This is a genomic window from Bacillus sp. CD3-5 (genome assembly GCF_006349665.1).
GTDB lineage: Bacteria > Bacillota > Bacilli > Bacillales > Bacillaceae_G > Bacillus_A > Bacillus_A paranthracis.
Map to the genome: position 1 here is coordinate 65,997 of NZ_VEPX01000009.1, position 23,498 is coordinate 89,494.

18 protein-coding genes and 2 pseudogenes are annotated in these 23,498 nt (G+C 33.1%); 7 read left to right on the plus strand and 13 right to left on the minus strand.

Annotated features, from left to right (window positions below; genetic code table 11):
- The first annotated feature begins 309 nt into the window (after window positions 1-309).
- Window positions 310-1,344 carry an AI-2E family transporter gene (locus FH036_RS17560; RefSeq protein ID WP_001166015.1) on the plus strand — a complete coding sequence of 345 codons (1,035 nt, stop codon included), beginning with the start codon at window positions 310-312 and terminating at the stop codon, window positions 1,342-1,344.
- 99 nt (window positions 1,345-1,443) lie between these two features.
- Window positions 1,444-2,409, plus strand: coding sequence for a peptide-methionine (R)-S-oxide reductase MsrB (msrB, locus tag FH036_RS17565; RefSeq protein WP_000290160.1), 966 nt, complete (start codon window positions 1,444-1,446; stop codon window positions 2,407-2,409).
- Window positions 2,410-2,437: 28 nt separating this feature from the next.
- Here msrB and FH036_RS17570 read toward each other — a convergent pair whose 3' ends face one another.
- The gene (locus tag FH036_RS17570; protein ID WP_001033533.1) at window positions 2,438-5,554 is read right to left on the minus strand and encodes an efflux RND transporter permease subunit; all 3,117 of its coding nucleotides are present in this window, start codon (window positions 5,552-5,554) and stop codon (window positions 2,438-2,440) included.
- A gap of 142 nt (window positions 5,555-5,696) precedes the next feature.
- On the opposite strand from FH036_RS17570, the gene FH036_RS17575 reads away from it, so the two are divergent.
- Window positions 5,697-6,569, plus strand: coding sequence for a TetR/AcrR family transcriptional regulator (locus FH036_RS17575; RefSeq protein ID WP_044791879.1), 873 nt, complete (start codon window positions 5,697-5,699; stop codon window positions 6,567-6,569).
- 29 nt (window positions 6,570-6,598) lie between these two features.
- On the opposite strand, the gene FH036_RS17580 is transcribed toward FH036_RS17575, so the two are convergent.
- The 4 genes from FH036_RS17580 to FH036_RS17595 all read right to left on the minus strand — a co-directional run bounded on the left by FH036_RS17580 (window position 6,599) and on the right by FH036_RS17595 (window position 11,288).
- A complete protein-coding gene (locus FH036_RS17580; RefSeq protein ID WP_001170717.1) occupies window positions 6,599-7,570 on the minus strand; it encodes a glycosyltransferase family 2 protein in 972 nt (323 codons plus the stop codon).
- Between the two features lie 36 nt (window positions 7,571-7,606).
- A complete protein-coding gene (locus FH036_RS17585) occupies window positions 7,607-7,990 on the minus strand; it encodes a GtrA family protein (RefSeq protein ID WP_000413286.1) in 384 nt (127 codons plus the stop codon).
- A 200-nt stretch (window positions 7,991-8,190) separates the two neighbouring features.
- On the minus strand, window positions 8,191-9,642 hold the full coding sequence (locus FH036_RS17590; protein ID WP_000446227.1) for an ArnT family glycosyltransferase: 1,452 nt from the start codon (window positions 9,640-9,642) through the stop codon (window positions 8,191-8,193).
- A 92-nt stretch (window positions 9,643-9,734) separates the two neighbouring features.
- Window positions 9,735-11,288, minus strand: a complete 1,554-nt coding sequence (locus tag FH036_RS17595; protein WP_014481802.1) for an ABC-F family ATP-binding cassette domain-containing protein — start codon at window positions 11,286-11,288, stop codon at window positions 9,735-9,737.
- A gap of 97 nt (window positions 11,289-11,385) precedes the next feature.
- On the opposite strand from FH036_RS17595, the pseudogene FH036_RS27460 reads away from it, so the two are divergent.
- A pseudogene (locus FH036_RS27460) lies at window positions 11,386-11,918 on the plus strand (Rossmann-fold NAD(P)-binding domain-containing protein); the annotation flags it as partial.
- Here the strand turns inward: FH036_RS27460 and FH036_RS17605 are convergent.
- From FH036_RS17605 to FH036_RS17625, 5 genes are all read right to left on the minus strand, one after another.
- Window positions 11,907-13,319 carry an oligosaccharide flippase family protein gene (locus FH036_RS17605; RefSeq protein ID WP_016719048.1) on the minus strand — a complete coding sequence of 471 codons (1,413 nt, stop codon included), beginning with the start codon at window positions 13,317-13,319 and terminating at the stop codon, window positions 11,907-11,909. The pseudogene FH036_RS27460 and the gene FH036_RS17605 overlap by 12 nt on opposite strands.
- 95 nt (window positions 13,320-13,414) lie before the next feature.
- Complete coding sequence (locus FH036_RS17610) at window positions 13,415-14,395, minus strand: glycosyltransferase family 2 protein (protein ID WP_000970533.1); 981 nt, start codon at window positions 14,393-14,395, stop codon at window positions 13,415-13,417.
- 343 nt (window positions 14,396-14,738) lie between these two features.
- Window positions 14,739-15,089, minus strand: coding sequence for a DUF2304 domain-containing protein (locus FH036_RS17615; RefSeq protein WP_001121772.1), 351 nt, complete (start codon window positions 15,087-15,089; stop codon window positions 14,739-14,741).
- A gap of 6 nt (window positions 15,090-15,095) precedes the next feature.
- Window positions 15,096-15,824 (minus strand): glycosyltransferase family 2 protein, encoded by a 729-nt coding sequence (locus tag FH036_RS17620; RefSeq protein ID WP_000151537.1) that lies wholly within the window; start codon window positions 15,822-15,824, stop codon window positions 15,096-15,098.
- 212 nt (window positions 15,825-16,036) lie between these two features.
- Window positions 16,037-16,549 carry an acyl-CoA thioesterase gene (locus tag FH036_RS17625; RefSeq protein ID WP_139896034.1) on the minus strand — a complete coding sequence of 171 codons (513 nt, stop codon included), beginning with the start codon at window positions 16,547-16,549 and terminating at the stop codon, window positions 16,037-16,039.
- A gap of 298 nt (window positions 16,550-16,847) precedes the next feature.
- On the opposite strand from FH036_RS17625, the gene FH036_RS17630 reads away from it, so the two are divergent.
- A complete protein-coding gene (locus tag FH036_RS17630; protein WP_001015643.1) occupies window positions 16,848-18,161 on the plus strand; it encodes an ArnT family glycosyltransferase in 1,314 nt (437 codons plus the stop codon).
- A gap of 86 nt (window positions 18,162-18,247) precedes the next feature.
- On the opposite strand, the gene FH036_RS27650 is transcribed toward FH036_RS17630, so the two are convergent.
- The 3 genes and pseudogenes from FH036_RS27650 to FH036_RS17640 all read right to left on the minus strand — a co-directional run bounded on the left by FH036_RS27650 (window position 18,248) and on the right by FH036_RS17640 (window position 20,312).
- The gene (locus FH036_RS27650; protein ID WP_370530095.1) at window positions 18,248-18,988 is read right to left on the minus strand and encodes a methyl-accepting chemotaxis protein; all 741 of its coding nucleotides are present in this window, start codon (window positions 18,986-18,988) and stop codon (window positions 18,248-18,250) included.
- Window positions 18,989-19,051: 63 nt separating this feature from the next.
- Window positions 19,052-19,549, minus strand: a pseudogene (locus FH036_RS27655) (protoglobin family protein); the annotation flags it as partial.
- Between the two features lie 130 nt (window positions 19,550-19,679).
- Window positions 19,680-20,312: a trimeric intracellular cation channel family protein gene (locus FH036_RS17640; protein ID WP_000924376.1), complete on the minus strand. Its 633-nt coding sequence runs from the start codon at window positions 20,310-20,312 to the stop codon at window positions 19,680-19,682.
- 494 nt (window positions 20,313-20,806) lie between these two features.
- On the opposite strand from FH036_RS17640, the gene FH036_RS17645 reads away from it, so the two are divergent.
- Both FH036_RS17645 and FH036_RS17650 read left to right on the plus strand, forming a co-directional pair.
- Window positions 20,807-22,279 carry an O-antigen ligase family protein gene (locus FH036_RS17645; protein ID WP_000880770.1) on the plus strand — a complete coding sequence of 491 codons (1,473 nt, stop codon included), beginning with the start codon at window positions 20,807-20,809 and terminating at the stop codon, window positions 22,277-22,279.
- Window positions 22,280-22,374: 95 nt separating this feature from the next.
- Window positions 22,375-23,484 carry a glycosyltransferase family 4 protein gene (locus FH036_RS17650; protein WP_001221233.1) on the plus strand — a complete coding sequence of 370 codons (1,110 nt, stop codon included), beginning with the start codon at window positions 22,375-22,377 and terminating at the stop codon, window positions 23,482-23,484.
- The last annotated feature ends 14 nt before the right edge of the window (window positions 23,485-23,498 follow it).

Here is a 23,498-nt window from a genome sequence, read left to right on the forward strand (position 1 = left end):
AATGAGAAAAGCAAGCTATTTGTAGGACAGATTTCTACTGATAGCTTGCTTTTTATGTTACAGTAGTGGTAAGACCTATTGTGACAAAATGTAAGTTTCCTTAAATCTTCATTAATACTGTGTAGAATACGTTTTGAATTAGGTCATTGTATTGTAAAATAAGAAGTAAGCTACTATAGATCTGCTAAGGTAGACGTATAATGAGCTTATAAAAATCTTAATATGAATGAATAATTAAAAGTAGAAAAGAGAGAAAAATCTACTTATTAACGTTTTACTTTATAGGACAGGAGAGAGTACTCGTCGATTATGCAAATAAAAAACCTGTTTCAAAGCAAAGGATTTCAGAGGTTACTCGTATTAGTAATACTTGCCCTCGTGTTATACGGGCTGCAAAGTATGTTGAATTTAATTTTAATTACGTTTATTCTTACGTATTTAATGGATCGATTCCAAAAGTTTATTTCCCGCAAATTAGATCATTTCATGCCCATTAATCGAAAACTCATTATAGCATTTCTATATGTCATGTTAATTGGTGGAATTGCTATTACGCTATTTAAATATTTACCAGTATTAACGATACAAATTTCACAATTGATTTATCAATTTAACGTATTTTTAAGAAACCCACCGGACAGTGAATTAATTAAGTATGCAGTTAATGCTGTTAATCATATGGAACTTTCGAAGTATGTAGGACAAGGCGTTGACATTTTATATAAATCGATTACGAATGTTGGGAAATTTGGCCTTCAAGTGTTACTTTCTTTAATTTTAAGTTTATTTTTCTTATTGGAGAAAGCTCGTATCGTTGCTTTTACTGCAAAATTTAAAGAGAGCAGACTGGCAATTTTCTATACTGAAATTGAGTACTTCGGTAAGAAATTTGCACGTTCATTCGGAAAAGTAATTGAGGCACAATTTTTAATTGCAGTTGTTAACTGCGTTTTATCCGTTATTGCATTATGGATATTAGGATTCCCACAATTATTAGGTTTAGCGTTAATGATCTTCTTACTTGGTTTAATTCCAGTAGCTGGGGTTATCATTTCGTTATTCCCGCTTTGTATGATTGCTTACAATATCGGCGGTATTATGTACGTTGTTTATATTTTAGTTATCGTAACAGTCATTCATGCGCTTGAAAGTTACGTGTTAAATCCGAAGTTTATGTCGCAAAAAACAAACTTACCAATTTTCTATACGTTTATGGTATTAATCTTCTCGGAACACTTCTTAGGTGTATGGGGATTAATTATCGGTATTCCAATCTTCATTTTCTTATTAGATGTCTTAGATGTGACAAGTGATGAAATGGAGAAGGACGCTGGAAAAAAATAAAGTGAAGAGAAAAAAGCATCGATGTTCGATGCTTTTTCTTTTATAACATGATGTTTCTTATGCCATACTGTAAGGAGAAGATAGAATAGGGGTGAAAGAATGGCTGTAAATGAAAAGGTAGAATTAGCTACATTTGCTGGAGGGTGCTTCTGGTGTATGGTTTCGCCATTTGAAGAGATGGAAGGAATTATAAAGGTTGTTTCTGGCTATACAGGTGGTCATAAAGAGAATCCAACATATAAAGAAGTATGTTCAGAAACGACGGGACATTATGAGGCAGTACAAATTACATTTGATGCAAATAAAATGCCGTATGAGGAGTTATTAAATATATATTGGAGACAAATTGATCCGACTGATGTAGGTGGGCAATTCCACGATCGCGGGCAGTCTTACGAAACAGTGATTTTTTATCATAATGAAGAACAACATAAAAAAGCAGAGGCTTCAAAAGAAGCGCTTGCAAGGAGTGGGCGCTTTTCAAAGCCGATTGCGACAAAAATATTGCCAGCTGCTACGTTTTATCCCGCAGAGGAATATCACCAAGGATATCATAAGAAAAATGAATTCCGCTACGAGTTATACCGTAAGGGCTCAGGGCGAGATGCGTTTATTAAGCAACATTGGCCAAAGGATAATGCTCATTTAAAGGAAAAACTGAATGAGATGCAATTTTATGTAACACAGGAAAATGGTACAGAACCACCATTTCGAAATGAGTATTGGAATCATAAAGAAGAAGGTCTTTATGTAGATATCGTTTCAGGTGAACCTTTGTTTACTTCTCTAGATAAATTTGATAGTGGATGTGGATGGCCTAGTTTTACGAAGCCAGTTATGTCAGCTAGTGTGAAGGAAAAAATGGATGTGAGTCATAATATGACGCGTACAGAAGTGAGAAGTAAGGAAGGAGATTCACATCTCGGCCACGTATTTCCAGATGGTCCAGGACCAAATGGACTTCGCTATTGTATAAATTCAGCAGCTCTTCGATTTATTCCAACAGAGGAATTAGAAAAAGAAGGCTATGGTGATTTCCTAATCTTGTTTGGAAATAAAAAATAACCTCGCAGTTAGCGAGGTTATTTTTTTGTTACTTTACTTTTTTCTTTTTAAACTTGCTTAATACTTCATAAACGATTGGAACAATAAGAAGTGTTAATAATGTTGAACTTGTTAATCCACCAATTACTGTTACACCAAGTCCTTTAGAAATTAAGCCGCTACCTTCAAATCCTAATGCGAGCGGGATAAGAGCACCGATTGTTGCAATTGCAGTCATTAAAATCGGGCGAAGGCGTGTTGCACCAGCTTCTAATAAAGCTTCACGTGTTGATAGACCTTCATTTTCTTTATGAATAACGCGGTCGATAAGCACGATTGCGTTTGTTACAACGATACCGATTAACATAAGGGCACCGATCATTGCAGAGACACTTAACGTTTCACCAGAGATTAATAAGGCAACAAGGGCTCCAATGATTGTAAATGGTAGCGAGAATAAAATTGCGAATGGTGCAAGAGCACCGCCAAATGTAACGACAAGAACGAAGTATACAATAGCAATCGCAGCTAACATCGCTAAGCCAAGTTGCTTGAATGATTCTTCAATATCTTTTGTAACGCCTCCCATAGAAACATCTACGCCAGAAGGAAGATCCATTTTATCTACTTCTTTTTGAACCGCGGCGGATGCTTTTGAAACGTCATCAGATGTTAGTTTTGCACTTACTTCCGCATAAACACGGCCATCGCGGTGTTTCACTGTATTCGAAGTTTCTCCTTCTTTTACAGTCATCACATCTTTTACAGCCACTTCATTACCAAGCGGCGTTGTAATTTTACGATTTGTTAAGTCATCGATTGTTTCATAATTTTGTTTTTCAGCTTCTACATATACATTGATATCTTTACCGTCTTTTTTAATTGTTGTCAGAACAGGGCGATCATGTTGATTAGAAAGTCCCATTCCAATTTGTGCAGCCGTTAGACCCATTTTACTTAGCTTTTCCTGATCTGCGACTAAAGTGTATTCTGCGTATGTTTTTGCAATACTAGAGTCTATATCTTTTAAGTCTTTGTTTTTCTTCATTATGTTTTGAATATCTTTTACGACAGGCTTAATGTCTTCTGAGCTATCTCCGTAAACGTATAACTTGATTTCGTTACTACCGCTACTTGCTCCGAAGTCTTGGTTTTTCCATTCGCCTTTTCCAGACATTTTCTGTAAATCTTTAACGACTTGTTCTTTCTCTTTTTCGAAGTTTTTCGTGTCGTTATCATATTGTACGAAGAACATTGCCTGATTTGATTGACCAGGACTCATTGGGTTTTCGCCACCTAATGAGAATTGAATTGTTTTGACGTCTTTATTATCTTGGAAGTGCTTCTCAGCTTTCGTTGCAATTTTTTCAACGTCTTCTAACGTTTGACCTGGTTCAGGGTTGTACGTTGCAATAATCATTTTTTCTTCTTCAGATGGTAAGAAACTTACACCGATAATTGGAACAAGTGCAAGACTACCAACTAATAGAAGGACAGCAATACTTGATGTGATGATTTTATGATTTAAAGCCCATGCAAGTATACGTTTATAACCGTTTGCTAATTTACTTGGTTTTTCTTCATGATGTACTTCTTTTTCTCTCATGCTCTCTTTTTTAAATAAAGAATGAGCTAGCATCGGTACGATTGTAACTGCTACTAGTAACGACGCTAATAAAGCGAAGACGATAGTTAAGGCGAATGGTAAGAACATTTCACCAATCATACCTTTTACTAGTCCAAGCGGTAAAAATACAGCAATTGTTACAATGGTAGAAGACATAATCGGAATAAACATTTCTTTCGTAGCTTCACGAATTAAATCTTTCCCGCGTAGTTTCTCTCCTGATAACGACATACGTCGGTAAATATTTTCAATAACAACAATGGAGTCATCCACAACGCGCCCGATAGCGACTGTCATTGCTCCGAGTGTCATAATGTTAAGTGTAATATCCATTTGCTTTATGACTAATACAGCAATTAATAAAGAAAGTGGTATGGAAACGACAGAGATTAATGTTGTTCGGATATTTCGTAGGAACAGCATAATAATAACAATCGCAAAAATAGCACCAAAAATAGCTTTGCTCAGCATTGTTTCTACTGATTTCTCAATAGGTGCACCTTGGTCGAATGTTGAAATAATCTCTAAGTCTTTATATTTTTTCTCAAGTTCTTTTACTTTATCTTTCACTGCATTTACAACATCAACTGTGTTGGCGTCAGCAGCTTTGACAATTTGAATTCCAATTGCTTCTTTTCCATTTGTTCGAGAAATAGATTCTGCTTTTCCGACTTCCTTAATGTCAGCAATTTCGTCTAATGTAACTGTCGGAATCCCGTTCATAGCAGCTGGATTCATTTGTGGCATTTGTGCACCAGTTCCAGCAGTTTGACTACCTTGACCGCTTGCTGATGAAGGAACAGCAGGGATTTTTAATTCTTTTAATGCTTTCATTGTTGTAATATTTCCATCTACAACAACTGATTTTTCTGTGTCTTTAAATGTATATAGGCCAAGTGGTAAAGATACGTCCGATCCTTTAATTACATTTTTTACAGTATCTTCACTTAAACCTAATTCTTTCATCTTATCTTTTTTAAAGACAAGTTGTACTTCATCTACTTGTTGACCTGAAATTTGAACAGATGCGACTCCATCAAGTCCTTTTAATCCTGGCACAACATTTTTTTCTACATTTTCAGTTAAGGTAGCTAAAGATTCATTTTTACTTGCTACGCTTAATGAAATAACAGGAAAGGCATTGAAGTTTACACGTGAAACTTTCGGGTCCTTTACGCCTTCTGGCAGTTTCACATTTGCGAGAGCTTCTTTTATTTCTGTTTCAGCCTTTTCCATATTTTTATCAAAATCATATTCTACCTGAATAGAAGATGCATTTTGAAAAGATGATGAACTAACAACGTTTACACCACTTAAATTTTGCAGTTGCTCTTCCATCGGTTTTGAAACTTTATCAGCTACTTCTTCTGGTGTAGCACCAGGATAAACCGTGGTTACTGTTACAACAGGTGTTGTAATATCAGGAATTGTTTCCAGCTTCATATTCAGCCCAGAATAAATACCTGCAATGGTAACGATAATGGTTAGTAGCCAAACTGCGAACTTATTTTTTAACGAAAAATTAATAATTTTGTTCATGTTTGCGCTCCCTTTGTATTATATTGACCAACTGGTCAGTCTAATACATAATATAACTGACTGATTGGTCAGCCGTCAATGAAAAGGGATGGTATAATACATTCATAATAAGATGCGAGATTAAATTTAGGAGAGACATGATATGAAAGAAAAAGAGCGCTTAATTATAGAGATGGCTATGAAGTTATTTGCGACTAAGGGTGTAAATGCGACATCGGTGCAGGAAATTGTGACAGCTTGTGGCATATCTAAGGGAGCCTTTTATTTATACTTTAAATCAAAAGAGGAACTTTTATTAGCGACACTTCGATATTACTATGACAAGATTCAAAACAAAATGATGGATATTGAAAAAGAATCGTTATTGCCACGTGAAAAATTTGCAAAACAATTGCATTGCCAGTTTAATGATATACAAAAGCATAAAGAATTTATTATTATGCATGCAAGGGAAAATGCGATTCCTTTTAATAAAGAAGTAGAAGAATTTATGATGCGGATGAAGTTAGAGTCTCACGCATTTTATCGGAATAGTTTACTGTCTATTTATGGTGATAAGGTTATGCCATATTTATTAGATTTAGTCATTATGGTAGAAGGCATATGCCGTGGATATTTAGAACTAATTATTTTACAAGCGCCAGAAATAGACTTATCTTACGTCTCTGCTTTTATTTTGAAAAGAGTGGATCATTTAGTAGATGGATTGGTAGAATCTTCAGAAGAACCTGTATTACATGAAGAAAAGCTTGGAGAATTTCTTTGTAAATCAGAGCTTATTAAGGAGCAGGTTAAGGAACATTTTTTAAAAGAAATTATTGTGTTTAAACGTACTTTAGCGGATCAATTAGAAGATGAGGAATTGCTTGTTACATTAGATGTTTTGGAGGCAGAAATGAGGATGCAAAATCCAAGAATTCCGGTTATCCAAGGGATGTTGTTTAATTTAGAGGCATATCCAACTTTAAAAGAATTTCGTTTGAGGCTTATGGGCTATTACAATATAAAAAGGTAACAATGATAGTTTTCATTGTTACCTTTTTATTATGCATTCACTTTTTCTTTTTGCAGTGCTGTCTCTTCTTCATCAATGTTAATTGTTTCTTTTACGATATAAATCGGACGGTTTTTACTTTCGTCATAAATACGAGCAATATACTGGCCAACGATTCCAAGACCAAGTAATTGAATACCACTAAAGAATGTAATAGCAACCATAATGGACGCCCAACCTGTTTGCGTGCCATGTCCAAAGACTTTCACAGTAATTGTATATAGTAAGACAATTATAGAAATAAGAACTGATAATAAACCTAAAGACATAACGATGCGTAATGGCTTTGTCGAAAATGCAATAATGCCGTCAGATGCAAATTTAATCATTTTCTTTAATGGATATTTTGTTTCACCAGCAAAGCGCTCATCACGTTCATATTCAACATATGTTTGGCGAAAGCCAACCCAAGACATCATACCGCGGATGAAGCGATTTCGCTCAGTCATTTGATTGAAAACATCAGCTATTTTACGGTCGATGATTCGGAAATCCCCAGTATCTTTTGGGATATCGATATCAGACATATAGTTTAAGAATTTATAGAAATACTTAGCTGTTAAAAGTTTGAACCAAGTTTCACCTTTACGTTGCTTACGTTTTGCATAAACAACTTCATATCCTTCTTCCCATTTTGCAATAAGTTCAGGAATAACTTCAGGTGGATCTTGTAAGTCTGCATCTATAATTACAATAGCGTCACCTTTTGCGGCAGCAATACCAGCTGTAACAGCTACTTGGTGACCAAAGTTACGTGCGAAATTAACAATTTTTGTACGGTAATCATTTGCTGCAATTTCAGATAAGATTTCCATTGTGCGATCTGTACTACCGTCGTTTACAAAGACAAACTCGTAATTAATGTTATTTTGAAGCATAACGGACTTTAAACGGTTATAACATTCTTGTGCTACTTCTTCCTCGAAGTACATAGGAACTACAACCGAAATTAATTTTTGCATGTTGCATCCTCCGTATTTTTAATAAGTTGTTCAAATTTAATTAGTCACCTTTTTAGTTTGGTTGAATGTCCAAATTTTATTAAGGACAAAATTTATAACCATTCCGAAACCAATTGCGAAGATCTGTGCAATTAATGCATTAAAGGTAAGTTTATTTACTAATATAAATAAACATAATGTATTAAAAGCATATACAATTAAATTTACAGTTAGAAATTTAAAGAACATTGACGAGCCTTTATTATTAGGTTTAAATACCCAATTTTTATTCCAATAGTAGCTATTGGCAACACCAATTGAATAGGCAATGGTATTCGCAATAAGGTAGTTCATACCGAATTTTAATAATATCCAAAAGCTAATAATTGTAATGAGTGTATTAAAGATCCCTACTAAGCCAAACTTTAAGAGTTTTTCCATAATAATATCCTCATGTTTATAATAATATATAAGTAAAACAAAAAATATAGAAGTGTTATTCATATACAACAAATAAAAATTATACCATATTTTCAAGTCTCAAATGAAATTAATCATAAAAAATTGCCCTCAAAATGTAAATTATAAGTAAAATTGAGGGCAATTATAAATATTTTGAAAGGTAGTTTCTTATTTTCTTTTTATGACAATTTCTTTTTCGATATTAGACTATAAAAAATATATATTCCGTAGCCTTGAATTATTGTAAAGCTAGGGATAATGAAGTATCGGTACCTTGTTTGGTATTCGATTAAGAAATGAATAGCTACGTAACCAATTATTAGTAATAAAAATAGAGTGTAATGTGTTTTATTTTGTTTAGTTAGGATGAGATAAAGGAGTGATAATGTGCCAAATATCATAGCTGCAGTATACATATACTTTTCATATTTTGTAAGATCTTCTTTTAATGACACCATATCCTTATCTGTCTTTTCCAATGTTACTAGGCTCCATAATGGTGCGGAGTCATAATCAGCCCACATGAGTACAAATTTATCCCCAAATAAAGATAAAACTTTCTGTGGATCAGATAGTCGCTCTTGAATTAGCTTTTTTTGGGCCGCAGTTCGTTCTTCGCCAAGTTTAAGGGACATAATATATTCCGCATCTGCACCAGAATAGCTACCTTTTGTTTCATGATTAAATCCTAACGTGAATTTCCAAAGTGGATCACGATTAGAGAGAGGGTATTGTGTAATTCCGGAATATATAAATGAGTAACTTACAATTTGATGTAAAAGGAAAAATACAATCAAAATGCCACTAAGTTTTTTTACAGAAGTAAAAATCTCTTTTCTTGATTTTCCTAATATACCTTGCAAAAAGACGTATATAGTTATTGCAATTAAGATTATAGCACCAAGTGGACGCATGATGTCTCCTAAAGCTAGGATAGCCCCTATAAAAATCCACGTATATTTATTGCTTAGGCCTTTTGTAATTAATAAATAGAAGCCTAGATAAAATAAAAATACAGCAAGGTGTTGATTTGTTAGTACAGAACTCAATACAATACTTGGGATATAAAATGCATATAGTAATCCAGCTATTCGTCCAGACCATTCATTAAATATATAAGAAGTTATTTTATAAATTAGTAATGTTGTTCCTGTACAATAGATTATATTTAAAAATTTTAAGAGAAACGTCCCTTCACCAAATAACTTAATAATAAAGGCTTGGTACATTGTAAAGCCAAGTTGGTAAACCCATGAAGTATAATAAGTATTTTGTGCGAAACTAAAGTCTCCTTTAGCAGCTTGTATAGCGCTATGGTACATCATTGAAAAGTCTGTTTCTACAGGAGTTTGAATATTGAGCATCCAAATTAATCGAATAGAAAAAGCCAAAATGATTAGTGAGATAGAAAATGTCAATTTTGACATATATTTATTAGAAATGTAGCCAAAAAGTAAAAATACAAGACCTATTAGAATAAGGACTGGTATTAAAACTAAGAGGCTAGTCTCATCATGTTCTTTAATAACTGCTACCGAATGCCATGTGATAGCACCAGAAATGATTAGACATAGTACTAATAAAATTTTCACAAAAAACGTATTAAGTTTGAGAGAGAATGTACTTTCCATTATATTTGAAAACTCCTTATCAAAATATATTACTGATTCAACTTAACTGCCCTTTGTACGTTAAGTTACAGTATAAAGGGCAGGTTAGATAATTAAGAGTTTTGTTGTGCCCATTCTTCTATGTTCCAAACCTTTGTAATCCAATCTTCATAAAAGTCCGGTTCGTGACATACAAGAAGAATTGTTCCTTTGTATGCTTTCATAGCCTTCTTAAGTTCCGCTTTTGCTGTAACATCAAGATGGTTTGTCGGCTCATCAAATAGTAGCCAGTTACTTTCTTCACCCATTAGCTTACATAAACGAACCTTTGCTTGTTCTCCACCACTTAATTGACTTAATGGGCGAGAAATATGTTCATTTTTTAATCCGCATTTTGCTAACATCGCACGAATTTGATGCTGGTCTAGGCCAGGGAATGTATTCCATACATCATCAATTGGTGTTATATTATCAGCTTTAACTTCTTGCTCAAAGTATGCTGGCTCTAAGAAGTCACCAAGACTTGTTTTACCACTTAAAGGTTTAATTTTACCTAAAATTGTTTTTAGTAACGTTGATTTACCAACACCATTACATCCAACGATAGCAATTTTTTCACCGCGTTCAATTGTCATTGATAGCTTTGGTAGTAGCGGATGTGTATATCCAATTTCTACATTTTCACCTTCAAAGACGAAGCGACTACTTGCACGACTTTCTTTAAATGAGAATTCAGGTTTAATTGCTGTTTCCGGGCGATCAATAAGTTCCATGCGATCAAGTTGTTTTTGACGACTCTTTGCACGACCTGTTGTTGAATAACGGGCTTTGTTCTTTGCAATGAAATCTTCTTGCTTTTTGATAAACTCGCGCTGCTTTTCATAAGCGTTTATATGTTGATTTTTATTGATTTCTGCTAGTTCTAGGAATTTTTCATATGTTGCTGTATAGCGTGTCATTTTTGTGAATTCCAGATGGAAAATAACATCAACACATTTGTTCATAAATTCCGTATCATGAGAAATTAATAAGAATGCATGTGGGTATTCTTTTAAATAATTTGTTAACCAATGAATATGTTCAACGTCTAAATAGTTAGTAGGCTCATCAAGTAATAACACTTCTGGTTGTTCAAGTAATAGCTTTGCAAGCAATACTTTTGTACGTTGTCCACCGCTTAGTGCTGAAACATCACGATCTAAACCAATTGCATCAATTCCAAGACCACGTGCAGCCTCTTCAATTTTCATATCTAGTAAATAGAAACCACCTGCTTCAAGTGCATCTTGTATTTCTGCCATTTGCTCAAGAAGTTCTTCTAGCTCTTCTGGTGTAGCAGTTCCCATTTTTTCTGTAACTTCATTTAAAGCTTTTTCCTTTTCGAATAACGGTAAAAATGCATCCGCTAGTACGTCACGAATTGTACGTCCAGGCGTTAAAACAGTATGCTGATCTAAGTAGCCGTAATGTGTGCCCGGTGTCCATTCTACACGACCTTGGTCATGAATAAGTTGACCAGTAATGATATTCATAAATGTTGATTTACCAACACCGTTTGCACCAACTAATCCAACGTGTTCACCTGCTAGTAATCGCATAGATACATCTTTAAATAATGTACGATCGCCAAATGTATGTCCTAATTTTTCAACTGTTAATAAGCTCATAGTATCCTCCGTCCAACTTGAAATAGTACCTTGAATCATGATACTAAATTCTTTCATATAATGCCATCATTTCAAAATGTATATATTTTCAAAATAAGCTAATGTACGAATGTTTATTGCTCATTTCCCAAACTTTTATGGTCCAAATGCAGAAAACACACTTGTCCATCATACATTAAAAGGAATACTTGCAAATAAAATGTCTAGCTTTATTGGAGATAAAAAGATCGCCCGTGAATATATTTTTACACCAGATGGTGCAAAAGCAATAGTTGAATTAGCTTCACATGACGAGGCCTATGGACAAAATTGGAACATATCAGGTTATGGTGCCATTACAGGTGAGGAATTGATTTAACACATACGAGAATTAACGGGATATACCAAACGAATAATAACTGTAAAAAAAGAATGATCCAGTTCATTGGTCTGTTTGATAAGTAGATGAAAGAATTTGTGGAAATACTATATTTGACGGAAAAGCCAGTTGTATTAAGTGGAGAGAAGTACGAGAAATATATTGGGGTTGTACCTAGAACCTTTTATTATGAAGGGGAATTGTATATAAGTAAAAAAACAAGCTTCTATTTACAATCTAGAAGCTTGCCTTGTTATTGTTTATCTACCTAGCTTTTTATTTACAAATCCTAAAATTAATCCGCGTATTTGTGGATCAATTGCAAGGCCAATAATGCCATACAATATACCAGTAAGTACTAAAGCTACTAGTGGTGGTAAGCTAATTAATACTGTGCGGTATATTGCATAACTAATTATAAATGCTAGTGTATTGAATATTATTCCTTTGAATAGCAATGAAAATCCTTTACGAACGAATAATGAAAATCCGATTAATAATGTAATCTCAGTAAGGATAGCAGCTACAGCAGCTCCCATCATTCCAAATTGGCTACCTAATATGATGTAACTTATGATAGCGACAGCCAATCCAATTGCCATAGTTGTTGCACGTTTCCATTGTTGACCAGCTGTTGTTAAATTATCAGCAAGCGGATAGTTGATAGATTGTAAAATGACCATAAAGGCTAAAATTGCAAGGGCATCACCAGCTGGTGCATATTTTTCACCTAATAGAGTTACAATCCAAAAACTTGGATCGGCAATAAACGGGATAGAAATTCCCATCCCTAAGAAAGACATAAGCTTTAATTCGAATTGAGATAGCTTTCTATGTTCATCAATATTATTTTCGTTTCCAAAAGCAAACAATTTTGGATAAAAGGCTGCTGCAATTACACCAGGTATTTGGTAAAGTACAGCAGGTATTTTATAGGCGGCCCCAAAGAATCCAACTTGTGCTTTCGTTGAAACTTTTTCTAAGATAATAGGACCTAACTGCGGTAAAAGCATAATGATAACGCCATTGACTGTGAAAATAAGTAATTGATCTAAAATGCCTTTATTCCAACCCTTATGAATTGTTGTATAGCGGATTGTCATTATAAAGGCAATGACTCCTGTTACAAGGCTAGATATTCCATACATAGCAGCAACCATCATAAGTGACCATTTAAATGACATCCCTAGCAGAAGAGCGGCTGCGGCCGTCACACCTTGTAGTACAGAAATAATCGCCGTGAATTGCATACGCTCTGTTACTTGGAAATAGGCCATCCCGACCCCTTGTAAAGTAGCTCCAAACATGGTTGGTAGTACGACCCAATATACCATGGCACGTAAGTAAGCATCAGTGTAGAAGAACTGAGCGAAAATGGCGAAGAGCACAGAAATTACGATAGCTAATACTAAACGAATTCGTAAATAACTGCTTATTAATACGCTAATGTTAGCGTTGCTTCTTGTTCCTTCACGCATAAACGTATGTGTCAAACCTGCATCCGTAAAATAGCAAATGACAGCGGAAACTGCTAATGCAACTGTAAACATCCCGTACTCATCTGGTGAAACATATCTTGCAAAGAGAATTGTTGCAATAGCCAGTACAAAACGAACAGTAATGTTTCCTACAAAGAGGTAGGATGCATTTTTTAGAATTTTATTTGTTTTCATGAGAAAAGACCTTTCTATTCTTTAGGACCCGGTTAGCTTGTCCTATTTGTAATTTTGATTTGTTCACAGAAAGAGAGTATCGTTATATTTTCAGTTTAAGAAAACAGAAATTTAATTCGTACAAACCAAAGCATTGCATATAGTTTTTTACTACGCTTTCCATTCTTTGAATAGATTTTACGGCAATATTTCTTTATATCTTTTTTGATTAATTGAACTTGTGATTTATCTAATTGAGAGTTTTCTTTAATATATATACAAGAGTTATTGATGACTGTATAAGGAAATAAATAAGTCTCAAGAATCTCAATAAGTGACTGAGGATCTTTTGTAATGAAATCTTGAGATTTATTATGTATCCAGTCTTTCATACGATTGAATACTTCCAGCTCTTTTGCCGTTTTTAATTCATAATCTTTATATTTAGAAGAAAGATTTCCTTCTGATAAGATTCTGTAATATGTTAAGTATTCATCGACATAACATACATTTGTCACACTCATAAGTTTAAATAAAAACTCCAAGTCTTCGCCCCAACTACATCCTGGTGTAAAACGAATGTTATGATCTATTACGATAGATCTTTTGAAAATCCAAGTACTTGTTTGAGCAACAACTTGATGTGTTAGGAATGCTTTTGTCATATCACCTTTAATAAAGTTTGTTGTATGTTCAACCTTCTCGCCTGTTTCTTCGTAGAAATTCATATAACCACAATAGCACGCGTCCATTTCGTTTTTATGCATACTTTCGACTTGCTTCTCAATTTTAGTTGGATGCCATAAGTCATCGCTATCAAGGAAAGCGACATATTCTCCGCTAGCATTTTCCATACCTGTATTACGGGCTACTGAAACGCCTTGGTTTTTTTGATGAACGTATTTTACTTGCCCTGGGTATTTTTCAGCAAGATTTTTTACGATAGAAGGTGACTGATCTTTACTCCCATCATCTACAATTACAATTTCGATATTTTTATATGTTTGATCTAATATTGACTGCATCGTTTCTTCAATATATTTTTCCGTGTTATACAGAGGTATGACAACAGAAACAAGTTGTTTTTGTTCCATCATAGAATTTTTATCTCCTCAAGTTTTTTATGTCTTGCACCATATATACAAGCCTTTTGAAAGGAAGAAGATTACAAGAACATCTGTATAATTTTAACGCATATAAACTTTGTAAATCAACTTTCTATTAAAAAGGTGGTGGCTTATGGTTAATTCTCGTATTTCAAACGGCTTTAATATGTTTATTGCATATAAATTCTTATTTATACTATTTTTACTTAGTTAGTAAGTAGGATATATTTATCGTAACGATTGTGAAGGGGAATAAATTATTATTGAGAATAAAAAACCTCTTAATTTTTGAAATAAATTAAGAGGTTTTTTATATTGGTTTTGAACTATTAGGTTAATCTTTGTCTGGCTCAGTTGCATGTAATTTTTGCTTTAGTAACGCATAATCTTGCGTTAATGTTACAAGTTGATGATGTTGTTTAGAAATTTTTCTTGTTAGATCAAAAATTAAGATGAAACAGAATAATAATCCAAATAAAAATAAAATGGAAGGGGGATATTCTACTTTTAATAGTTTTCCAATCCAGTTTATAATTTTATCGGTAGAACTTAAAATAGCCATTGCAATACAAACAAAAATCCACAAAACAGCATATTTCGTTTCTAAAGTTCCGCGACGAATAGAATTAATAATTAATAATAATAATAATAAAATAAAGATGAATGAAAAGGTAATTATAGGCATTTATTATCAACCTTTCACGATTTTTTGCATCAATATAGCAAGACTTACCTTAATCATGTAATATGCAGATTTAAAAGGTGTGATAGAAGATTGTCCACCTTGTCGCTCTTGCATATTTACAGATATTTCATTAATGCGAAGTTTTTTCTTTTTTAAATGAATAAGAACTTCTGGTTCTGGATAATCTTTTGGATAATTGTGTGCAAAAATTTTAATTACTTCTCGATTGATAGCACGATATCCAGAAGTTGGATCCATAAATGTTTGTTTTGTTAGTACTTTCAATAGGGCAGTAAAATAAAAAATACCGATTCTTCTGGAAATACTACCTTTATATGCTGTTTTTTCTGTAAAACGTGACCCTAGTACCATATCGCATTCATCTTCAGCGATAGGCTTTATAATTTTATATAAATCATCTGGGTTATGTTGTCCATCAGCATCGAACTGAATCGCAATATCATATCCATTCTCATATGCGTATTTATATCCAGTTTGTACAGCTGAGCCAATACCTAGATTATACGGTAAATTCACAAGGTGAACAGGAAATTCTTTTACGATTTGAGCTGTTTTATCGTGTGATCCATCATTAATAACGCAAATGCTTAATCCAGTAAAATGCTGTTTTAGTTTTAATAATCTTGTTAATGTATCTGCAATTGCCTCTTCCTCGTTATACGCTGGAATAATAATTAACGTTTTTGGTATTGAAATTGGTACTTCAATAGTCATTACCGCACCATCCCTTATATACTTAATCATATTATGGTTATTTTTAAACGAACTTTCTTTAATATACCATTAACAGTATAACAAAATAAAGGAAAAGCTGGTGCATGATTTAAGAGGACAGATTGAGAATAAAAGGATAAGAGGGAATATTTTGCATAAAAAATACATGCAAGGAAGAAAGAACCTATGCATGTATATGGAAGAGTATCGTATTAAATATTCCAAGGTTTATTTAAAGTTAAAACCTCAGCCATTTCTTTACTTTTTAAACGTCCTTTTTTTCTATTTTCCGCGCGTTCTGAACCGGTTGTGTGTAACCAATGTTCTTCTTCAGTTTCAGGAAGTACTTGTGGTACGGACGAAGGTTTTCCATCTTTTATTGCCACAAATGTAATGAAGCAAGTGGCGGCAATTCTACGCTCGCCTGTTAATAAATTTTCTGCGATTACTTTTACGAAAACTTCCATTGAAGATTTCCCTGTATAACATACAAATGCTTCATAACAAACAGAATCAGCTTGGTGAATTGGAGTTAAAAAATCAACTGAATCAATAGATGCTGTTACGCAATGTTTACGACTATGTCTTGCAGCCGCAATTGAAGCAATACTATCAATTTCTGCTAATAATTTCCCTCCAAAAAGTGTTTGGTGATTATTTAAATCGTTAGGAAAAACACGTGTTGTTTTAATTGCTTTTGATTCTCGCATGAATTTCTTTTCCATATATTCAGCCCCTATAGTCTGTTTTCAATCAGAATAATATGTGTAAGTGGATTACTCATATTAGATATTTAATAAAGTAAAGCGTATTCCAAAAGAGGATTATTTAAACTTTTGTATTTGTATTCATGTAACTGAAAGAAAATTTATTTTATCTAAAATGTAGTGTAAAAGAGGATTCGCTTACATTGCAAGCAAAAAGTAATGACTATGTATTTGTCATAGAAATTCCCTATCAGCCGTGTACCCATTCATGATAGAATCGTTTTGTTATGAATGGAAATAGAGGTGCAATGGACATATGAATCATATACAAACAAATTTTTCATCTTTCTTCAATAAAATTACGATTGGTGCGATGCTTGCATTTTTTGTTTATAGTTGTTGGACAGCATTTGAGACAAGTAAGCAATTTTTTGGGGGAAGTACAACAAGTGTAACAATCATATTGGCAATTTTCGTCATACTCATTTTGTTAGTGGCATCAATTCTACAATATCGTTTTACAGACAAACAATTTCTTATTTTTCTTATAAGTATATCTATAGTTGTGAGACTTAGTATGCTGTTATTTGTAGATGCTCCAATAATTGGTGATATGAAAGTGATGTATGAGTCTGCAAAGGAGATTGCAATTGGTAATAATATAGGGACTGTAACTCATTTGCCTTTTCTTATATATGAGTCGGTAATTATTCGTATATTTGGTGATTCATTATTCGCTTTACAACTATTTAATGTGTTATTTTGCGCAGGAACTGCATTTTTTATTTATCGTATTGCGGCAATGGTTTTTGGAGAAGAATGCGGTCGTATTGCTTCCACATTTTATGCTCTGTATATTCCAAATATATTCATGAGTTCCGTATTAACTCCTGAGTCACTTGCAATATTTTTATTTTATTTTGCTTGCTACATACTTTTATATAAAGGATTAGATCATCCTTATATGTGGGTGTTTTCAGCGGTTTTATTTGCATGTAGTAATATGATTTTCCCAATGGGACTATTTCTTCCTATTTTTATCACGATATATGTATTATTAATTGAAGTGTTTCAATCAGCAACGAAACAAAAAGTGTTACTAAAGATGATAGGGATACTTATTCTATTTTATAGTGCTCATTTTAGTGTGAATTATGGAATTCAGACAATGGGACTGTCCCAATATACGATTTCGAATGAGACGTATGTTCAATCTGTCTTAATTGGAAAAGCGCAACGTGAGGAAAAAGTATCGAAAAATCAAAGTGTAACAGAGCATATTGATCAGAAGTTAAAAGAGATTGAGGGAGAAAGATTTAAACTTTTAGAACCGGTGATAAATCAGTTTTCAGATGAGGGGATAAATTCTACTCTTTTCAAATGTGAAAAACTGATATATATAGCGGTAACATTGTTTATGACTATAGCTCTATTACACTTTCTTATTAAGAAACAACAAAATGAGGGATATATGTTGTTCTTATTGTTAATTAGCGGATACGTATTGTTAAGACTTTTCCAAGTAGATATGACCTATTACAATCTTATTGTGCCAGCATTGTTTATTTTGCAAAGCTTTGGTGTTTATATGAGTTATGTGTATTGTCAAAAAATATTCTTTAGAAAATAAAAAGAATCCAATTTGGATTCTTTTTTTGATGGAAGATGAATACTAAGAGCTAGTAGAGATAAAGAATCTCTACTGACATAATCGCTCTATCGGTTCAGTTCTAGTTGTAAACTATCAGCTGTTAGAGCCATTTTTGAGGAATCATCTTGAATTCCTTTCATTACTTGTGAAATGGTTTCTAACTCATTTTCAATTTTTTTATTCTGTTCTTTTGAGTTAGACATGTCTTTTACGATTTCTTGGAAGTATTGATCCGTTGCAGACATACTATCAGTTCCTTCAGATACGAGAGAGCTAATTTGTTTCACGGAAGAAGAGACACGAACAATCTGTTCATTTGTTTTTTCAACGAGCTTTGTAACGTTAAATATAGATTCTTTCGTTTGCTCTGATAACTTTCTAATTTCTCCAGCTACAACAGAAAAGCCTTTGCCAAATTCCCCAGCACGCGCAGATTCAATTGCAGCGTTTAGTGCAAGTAAATTTGTTTGCTCGGCAATTGATTTTACAATATCTATAATTTCGTTAATTTTGTTGGAAATATCTAGAAGTTCATGTGTATCTGTAATAATCGTTTCCATGTTCGTTTGAATGTATTCCATTCGTTTATTTTGCTCATTTAATTGTTCTTTACCTTTATTTGCTTTTTCTTCTGATGTTGTAGCTAATGACGTACCTGTTTTAGCAATTTCTACAATCGTTTCAGATTTAGCGGTTAACTGCTGAATAGAAGCGCTTGTTTTTTCAGATACAGATGCTAGTTCTGTTGCAATGTGTGTAATGGTCATAGCTGTTATTTCTTTTTCTTTTTCAAGTTCTTTTTGCATTCTTTCATATTCAGATTCATAAGACGCAATAACGAGTTCTTGTTCAAGAGTAAGTAATTTGTTTATTACGTTTATAGAATAAGAAAAATCGTCAATTGTTGTAATTTTCGTTTTTAAAATCTTCATGATAGAGCGGAATAATTCTTGATAAGCGGCAGTATACCATTTTCTATGTAACCCAATTTGTACATGTCTTTTTGCAATTCTAACACGTTGTTCAATAAAGTCTTCATGCATATCTCCACTAAATAATTCTTTTATATGTGTTTTTAAAGTTTGCTTTAGTTTTGGAATAGAGCTATAACGTTCGATAATCGTAATTAAATTAGGCTGTTTTGTAATATTGGAATAGAATTTTTCAGTAATCCAATCAATTTCTTCATAAATAAAAGGCTGTAGTACCTTTACGATTTGTAAATCTTCTTTTGAAATATGTAGCATATCCATTTGAATTTTCAGTTCAGAATTAGTAGGAACGTTAAAAGTGATTTGTTGATTCTTACTTAATTCAAGTATACTTACGTTTGTTTTATTGTTATGTTTTTTAAAAACCCCAAGCATCGTTCTTCCCCCTGTTTGTAAAGCGTTTTCATTTTTTGGTTCTAATATAATTATATATTTTTATATGCAATTACTCTATGTTAGTGTGTAGAATAGTATATAAATTAAGAGAATTCCATATAGAATTCTCTTAATGACCTTTATTAATTTTAGCATGTGTTTTAAAGAAAACTGGGAAATGTACATTATATATGACAGTGACAACACGAATAATGAATGTTACTAATAAACAAACATAGAAAGCCAATACGTGTGCCCCCATTGCATATGTGATTAGGAAACTAATTGCCCCTAAAATAGAAGCGATGGCGTAAATTTCTTTTCGGAAGACGTAGGGGATATCTTGAGCGCAAATGTCACGCAAAATACCGCCTCCAATACCTGTAATGACTCCCATTGAAACAACTAAAAATGAGGCGTCAACATGATGTGACATTGCCGCATTTGCACCAATAGCTGTAAAAACGCCTAAGCCAACAGCGTCAGAAAGCATAATAACAACTTGAAGTTTATTGATACGCTCAAAAAACATACAAGTAAATAATGCTGATAATACGCTTACGAAAAAGTAAATGGGTTTAACAAATGCGACGGGAGGCAGGTTACCGATCATAATATCACGAATAATACCGCCGCCGAGCGCAGTAGCTACAGCTAAACAAAGGACACCGAATAAATCTAAATCTTTTTTTAAACCAACTAATGTACCAGAAATGGCAGCGGCGATAATGCCAAGAAACGTAAATATATCGATTAATAACATGGCCTTAATCCCTTCCTCTTAAAGATGTTCCAGAGAAAAAATATACACTAAAGTATTGGAAATAACAATTACTTTTCGCTACATGTAGAAAAACGGATAAAATTCATAAAGAAAGCGTTTGAAAATGTTTGGAAAATAGCTATAAAGTAATTTGAAAAAGATATGAAAAGATTAATTTTACATTTTTTTGGTGTTACCTAGTTGGTAAAATGTTACAATGTTAGGTATGTTGTTTACATCTGTATAAAATGATAAAAAAATATGTATATACTGACAAAAATAAGGGGATGGTTGTTAGATAGTTTTTGTAAAAATAGGGAGTATAGCGAAAGGACAGTAATTTCTATTACTGATTAATACTTGTCCTGGCTAGTTTTAGCTGGAAAAATAGTTCTCGATTTGAATATGAGTTATGTTATAATTGCTAGGTATGTTTGAATGATAAAAAATTATGATTAAAAGATAATGTTAAGATTTTGTATGGAGGTCTTGGAATGTTAGCAAATCAAGCTAGGGTTAGATTTGAGCGGTTTTTGCTCTTTTTTATTATTTTACAGCCTGTTTTAGATTTATTAACGTCTCTTAGCATCACTTTATTAAAGTCAAGTGCTACCGTTGGAATTTTAGTAAGATTCCTTATTATGGCTGTTGGTGGTATTTATATTTTAATTCAGGCAAAAGAGAAGGAAAATAGAAAGTTTTTAATTTATCTTATATTATTAGCCGGAGTTTTAGGGGTAGGATTTATTAATAACAAACTAGTTAAGAATCCTATTGTACTTGGTGAAGAAGTTAAATTCGTTGCGAAAGCATTATATATATATATCATGCTGGGGTCATACATTTTAGCTTTAAAATCATTGAAAAAGAAAGTTAATATTAGTGATAAGGTTCGAAATAGTATTGTATATTCTACATTAATCATTAACGCAATTATGGTTATTTCTATTTCAACATCTACTGACTTTGGTAGTTATGAATGGATGAAGGTAGGTTCTCGAGGTTGGTTCTATGCAGGGAATGAACTAGGTTCAATCTTAGCTATTATTTTCCCTATTGTGGTACTATATTCTATTCAAAAAACAAAGAGCTGGAAACACGTTTTATATTGGATTCCATCGCTTTTAATGATTTACTCATTAATTCAGGTCGGTACGAAAGTAGGAATGGGCTCAATTGGTGCTACGTTAGCGGCAGCAATCGGGATCATTGTACTACAATTATTATTTGATAGAAAAAATCCGAACAAAAAATCCCTTGCGCTTAATGCAGTAATTGCTATTGTCCTATTAGCTGGTGTAGTTGGAACGTTTAAACAAACGCCATTAGCACAAAATATGGGCATTCACAATAACTATTTATCAGAGCAAAATGTGGCACAGCAAGGTCAAAAAGAAAAAGAAATTAAAGAGAAGCTGAAAAAAGAGCAAGAACTTAAAGCAAAAGAAGAAAAACATCATAAAGTTGAAAAGCCAGAAGAAAAGGCAAAGATAGAAGAGGAAGTTAAGAAAGAGCTTGAGAAAGAGCAAAAGAAAGAAAATCAAGAAAATCTTATTTTCAGCGGACGTCAAGTATATGAAGAAAGACATAAGCAGTTCTTTAAAGAAGCGCCAACGTCACAAAAGTTATTAGGAATGGGTTATGCAGGTAATTTTAAATATAATGAACAAAAGCAGCCAGATCCAAAGCTAATTGAAATGGACTTCCATGATTGGTTTTATGACTTTGGGATTATTGGTTTTGCATTACTAATGATTCCATTTATTTATTACGGCTTAAGAATCCTACTAGTATTTATTACAAGGTTTAAAGAGATATTTAATATAAAATATGGAATGATTGCAGCAAGCTTATTGTTAGCATTAGGTATTGCTTATATTGCAGGACATATTTTAACAGCACCAGGAGTTGGGATCTACTTTGTAGTGGTGTTAGCTTATCTAATTGTAGACTTAGAAATTGAATGATTAAAATAAAAGCTAACTTTTGTTAGCTTTTATTTTTTAGTACAGTAAAATAAAGATAGATGGAAATGTGGCGAGGATTTAAAGGAGGAAAAAATATGAGGATATTGCATATGAATGCAGGAGCAGAAGATGGGGGAGGGAAAACACATATTATTTCACTTCTCGATCAGTTTCCAACTGGTGAAGTAGAATTAGCGGTATTTGAAGATGGAATTGTTGCGAAAGAAGCAAGAGAGTTAGGGATAAAAGTCCATGTGTTTTCACAAAAATCCCGCTATGATTTATCTATTTTAAAGAATATAAGCGAATTCATTAATAATGAAAAATTTGATATAGTTCATACGCATGGTCCTAGGGCTAATTTCTATGTTTCTTTAATGAAAAAGAGAATAACGGCAAAATGGGTAACGACTATTCATAGTGATCCATTTGAAGACTTTACTAAACAAGGCTTAAAAGGTTGGATTTTTACGAAATTGAATTTGAAAGCCTTAAAAAATATAGATTTATTTTTTGTTGTAACAAATAGATTAAAGAAAAGTTTAGCTGCTTTAGGTATTTCTAATGAAAAGATGCATGTTATTTATAATGGAATTGAATACGATAAGGAAAAAGCAGAAGGCTATAATAAAAAAGAAATGTTCAATATTGATGAAGATGTATTTACGGCAATCCAAGTAGCACGATTGCATCCTGTGAAAGGACATGAAGTTCTATTTGATGCGTTACAACGAACAAAATTAGAGAAAATTAAAGTATTGTTAGTTGGCGATGGCCCGTTAGAAGAAAATCTAAAGTCATTGGCTACTGAAAAAGGGATTAATAATAAAGTTGAGTTTTTAGGGCATCGTCAAGATGTAAAACAATTATTTGCGTCGTCACATGTGAATTTATTAACCTCCCATAGTGAAGGGTTCCCACTAGTTTTATTAGAAGCGGCAAATCAACGCGTACCATCAATTGTGACTAGGGCTGGAGAGATTGAACCATTAATTGTAGATGAAACGTATGGATGGATTGTGCCAACAGATGATGGAAGGGCATTAGCATTAGCTTTAGAAGAAGCGTATGATAAGTGGAAAACTGGAGAATTAGCAGCAATGGGGAAACATATTTATGAGCATGCTATTATGAACTTCTCACTTCAAAAACTATATGAAGATACAAAGGAAACATATAAGCAATTAATAGCGAAAAACTTGTAATGATAGAGAGGATA

Excerpts from the sequence above, each read along its gene's own strand:
- FH036_RS17560 (WP_001166015.1), top strand. The coding sequence starts at position 310 with ATGCAAATAAAAAACCTGTTTCAAAGCAAAGGATTTCAGAGGTTACTC.
- FH036_RS17590 (WP_000446227.1), bottom strand. The coding sequence starts at position 9,642 with ATGGAAAGTACATTCTCTCTCAAACTTAATACGTTTTTTGTGAAAATT.
- FH036_RS17615 (WP_001121772.1), bottom strand. The coding sequence starts at position 15,089 with ATGCCTATAATTACCTTTTCATTCATCTTTATTTTATTATTATTATTA.
- FH036_RS17595 (WP_014481802.1), bottom strand. The coding sequence starts at position 11,288 with ATGAGCTTATTAACAGTTGAAAAATTAGGACATACATTTGGCGATCGT.
- FH036_RS17580 (WP_001170717.1), bottom strand. The coding sequence starts at position 7,570 with ATGCAAAAATTAATTTCGGTTGTAGTTCCTATGTACTTCGAGGAAGAA.
- FH036_RS17620 (WP_000151537.1), bottom strand. The coding sequence starts at position 15,824 with ATGACTATTGAAGTACCAATTTCAATACCAAAAACGTTAATTATTATT.
- FH036_RS17625 (WP_139896034.1), bottom strand. The coding sequence starts at position 16,549 with ATGGAAAAGAAATTCATGCGAGAATCAAAAGCAATTAAAACAACACGT.
- FH036_RS17645 (WP_000880770.1), top strand. The coding sequence starts at position 20,807 with ATGTTAGCAAATCAAGCTAGGGTTAGATTTGAGCGGTTTTTGCTCTTT.
- msrB (WP_000290160.1), top strand. The coding sequence starts at position 1,444 with ATGGCTGTAAATGAAAAGGTAGAATTAGCTACATTTGCTGGAGGGTGC.
- FH036_RS17640 (WP_000924376.1), bottom strand. The coding sequence starts at position 20,312 with ATGTTATTAATCGATATATTTACGTTTCTTGGCATTATCGCCGCTGCC.
- FH036_RS27650 (WP_370530095.1), bottom strand. The coding sequence starts at position 18,988 with ATGCAAAAAGAACTTGAAAAAGAAAAAGAAATAACAGCTATGACCATT.
- FH036_RS17650 (WP_001221233.1), top strand. The coding sequence starts at position 22,375 with ATGAGGATATTGCATATGAATGCAGGAGCAGAAGATGGGGGAGGGAAA.
- FH036_RS17605 (WP_016719048.1), bottom strand. The coding sequence starts at position 13,319 with ATGAAAACAAATAAAATTCTAAAAAATGCATCCTACCTCTTTGTAGGA.
- FH036_RS17570 (WP_001033533.1), bottom strand. The coding sequence starts at position 5,554 with ATGAACAAAATTATTAATTTTTCGTTAAAAAATAAGTTCGCAGTTTGG.
- FH036_RS17610 (WP_000970533.1), bottom strand. The coding sequence starts at position 14,395 with ATGATGGAACAAAAACAACTTGTTTCTGTTGTCATACCTCTGTATAAC.
- FH036_RS17575 (WP_044791879.1), top strand. The coding sequence starts at position 5,697 with ATGAAAGAAAAAGAGCGCTTAATTATAGAGATGGCTATGAAGTTATTT.
- FH036_RS17630 (WP_001015643.1), top strand. The coding sequence starts at position 16,848 with ATGAATCATATACAAACAAATTTTTCATCTTTCTTCAATAAAATTACG.
- FH036_RS17585 (WP_000413286.1), bottom strand. The coding sequence starts at position 7,990 with ATGGAAAAACTCTTAAAGTTTGGCTTAGTAGGGATCTTTAATACACTC.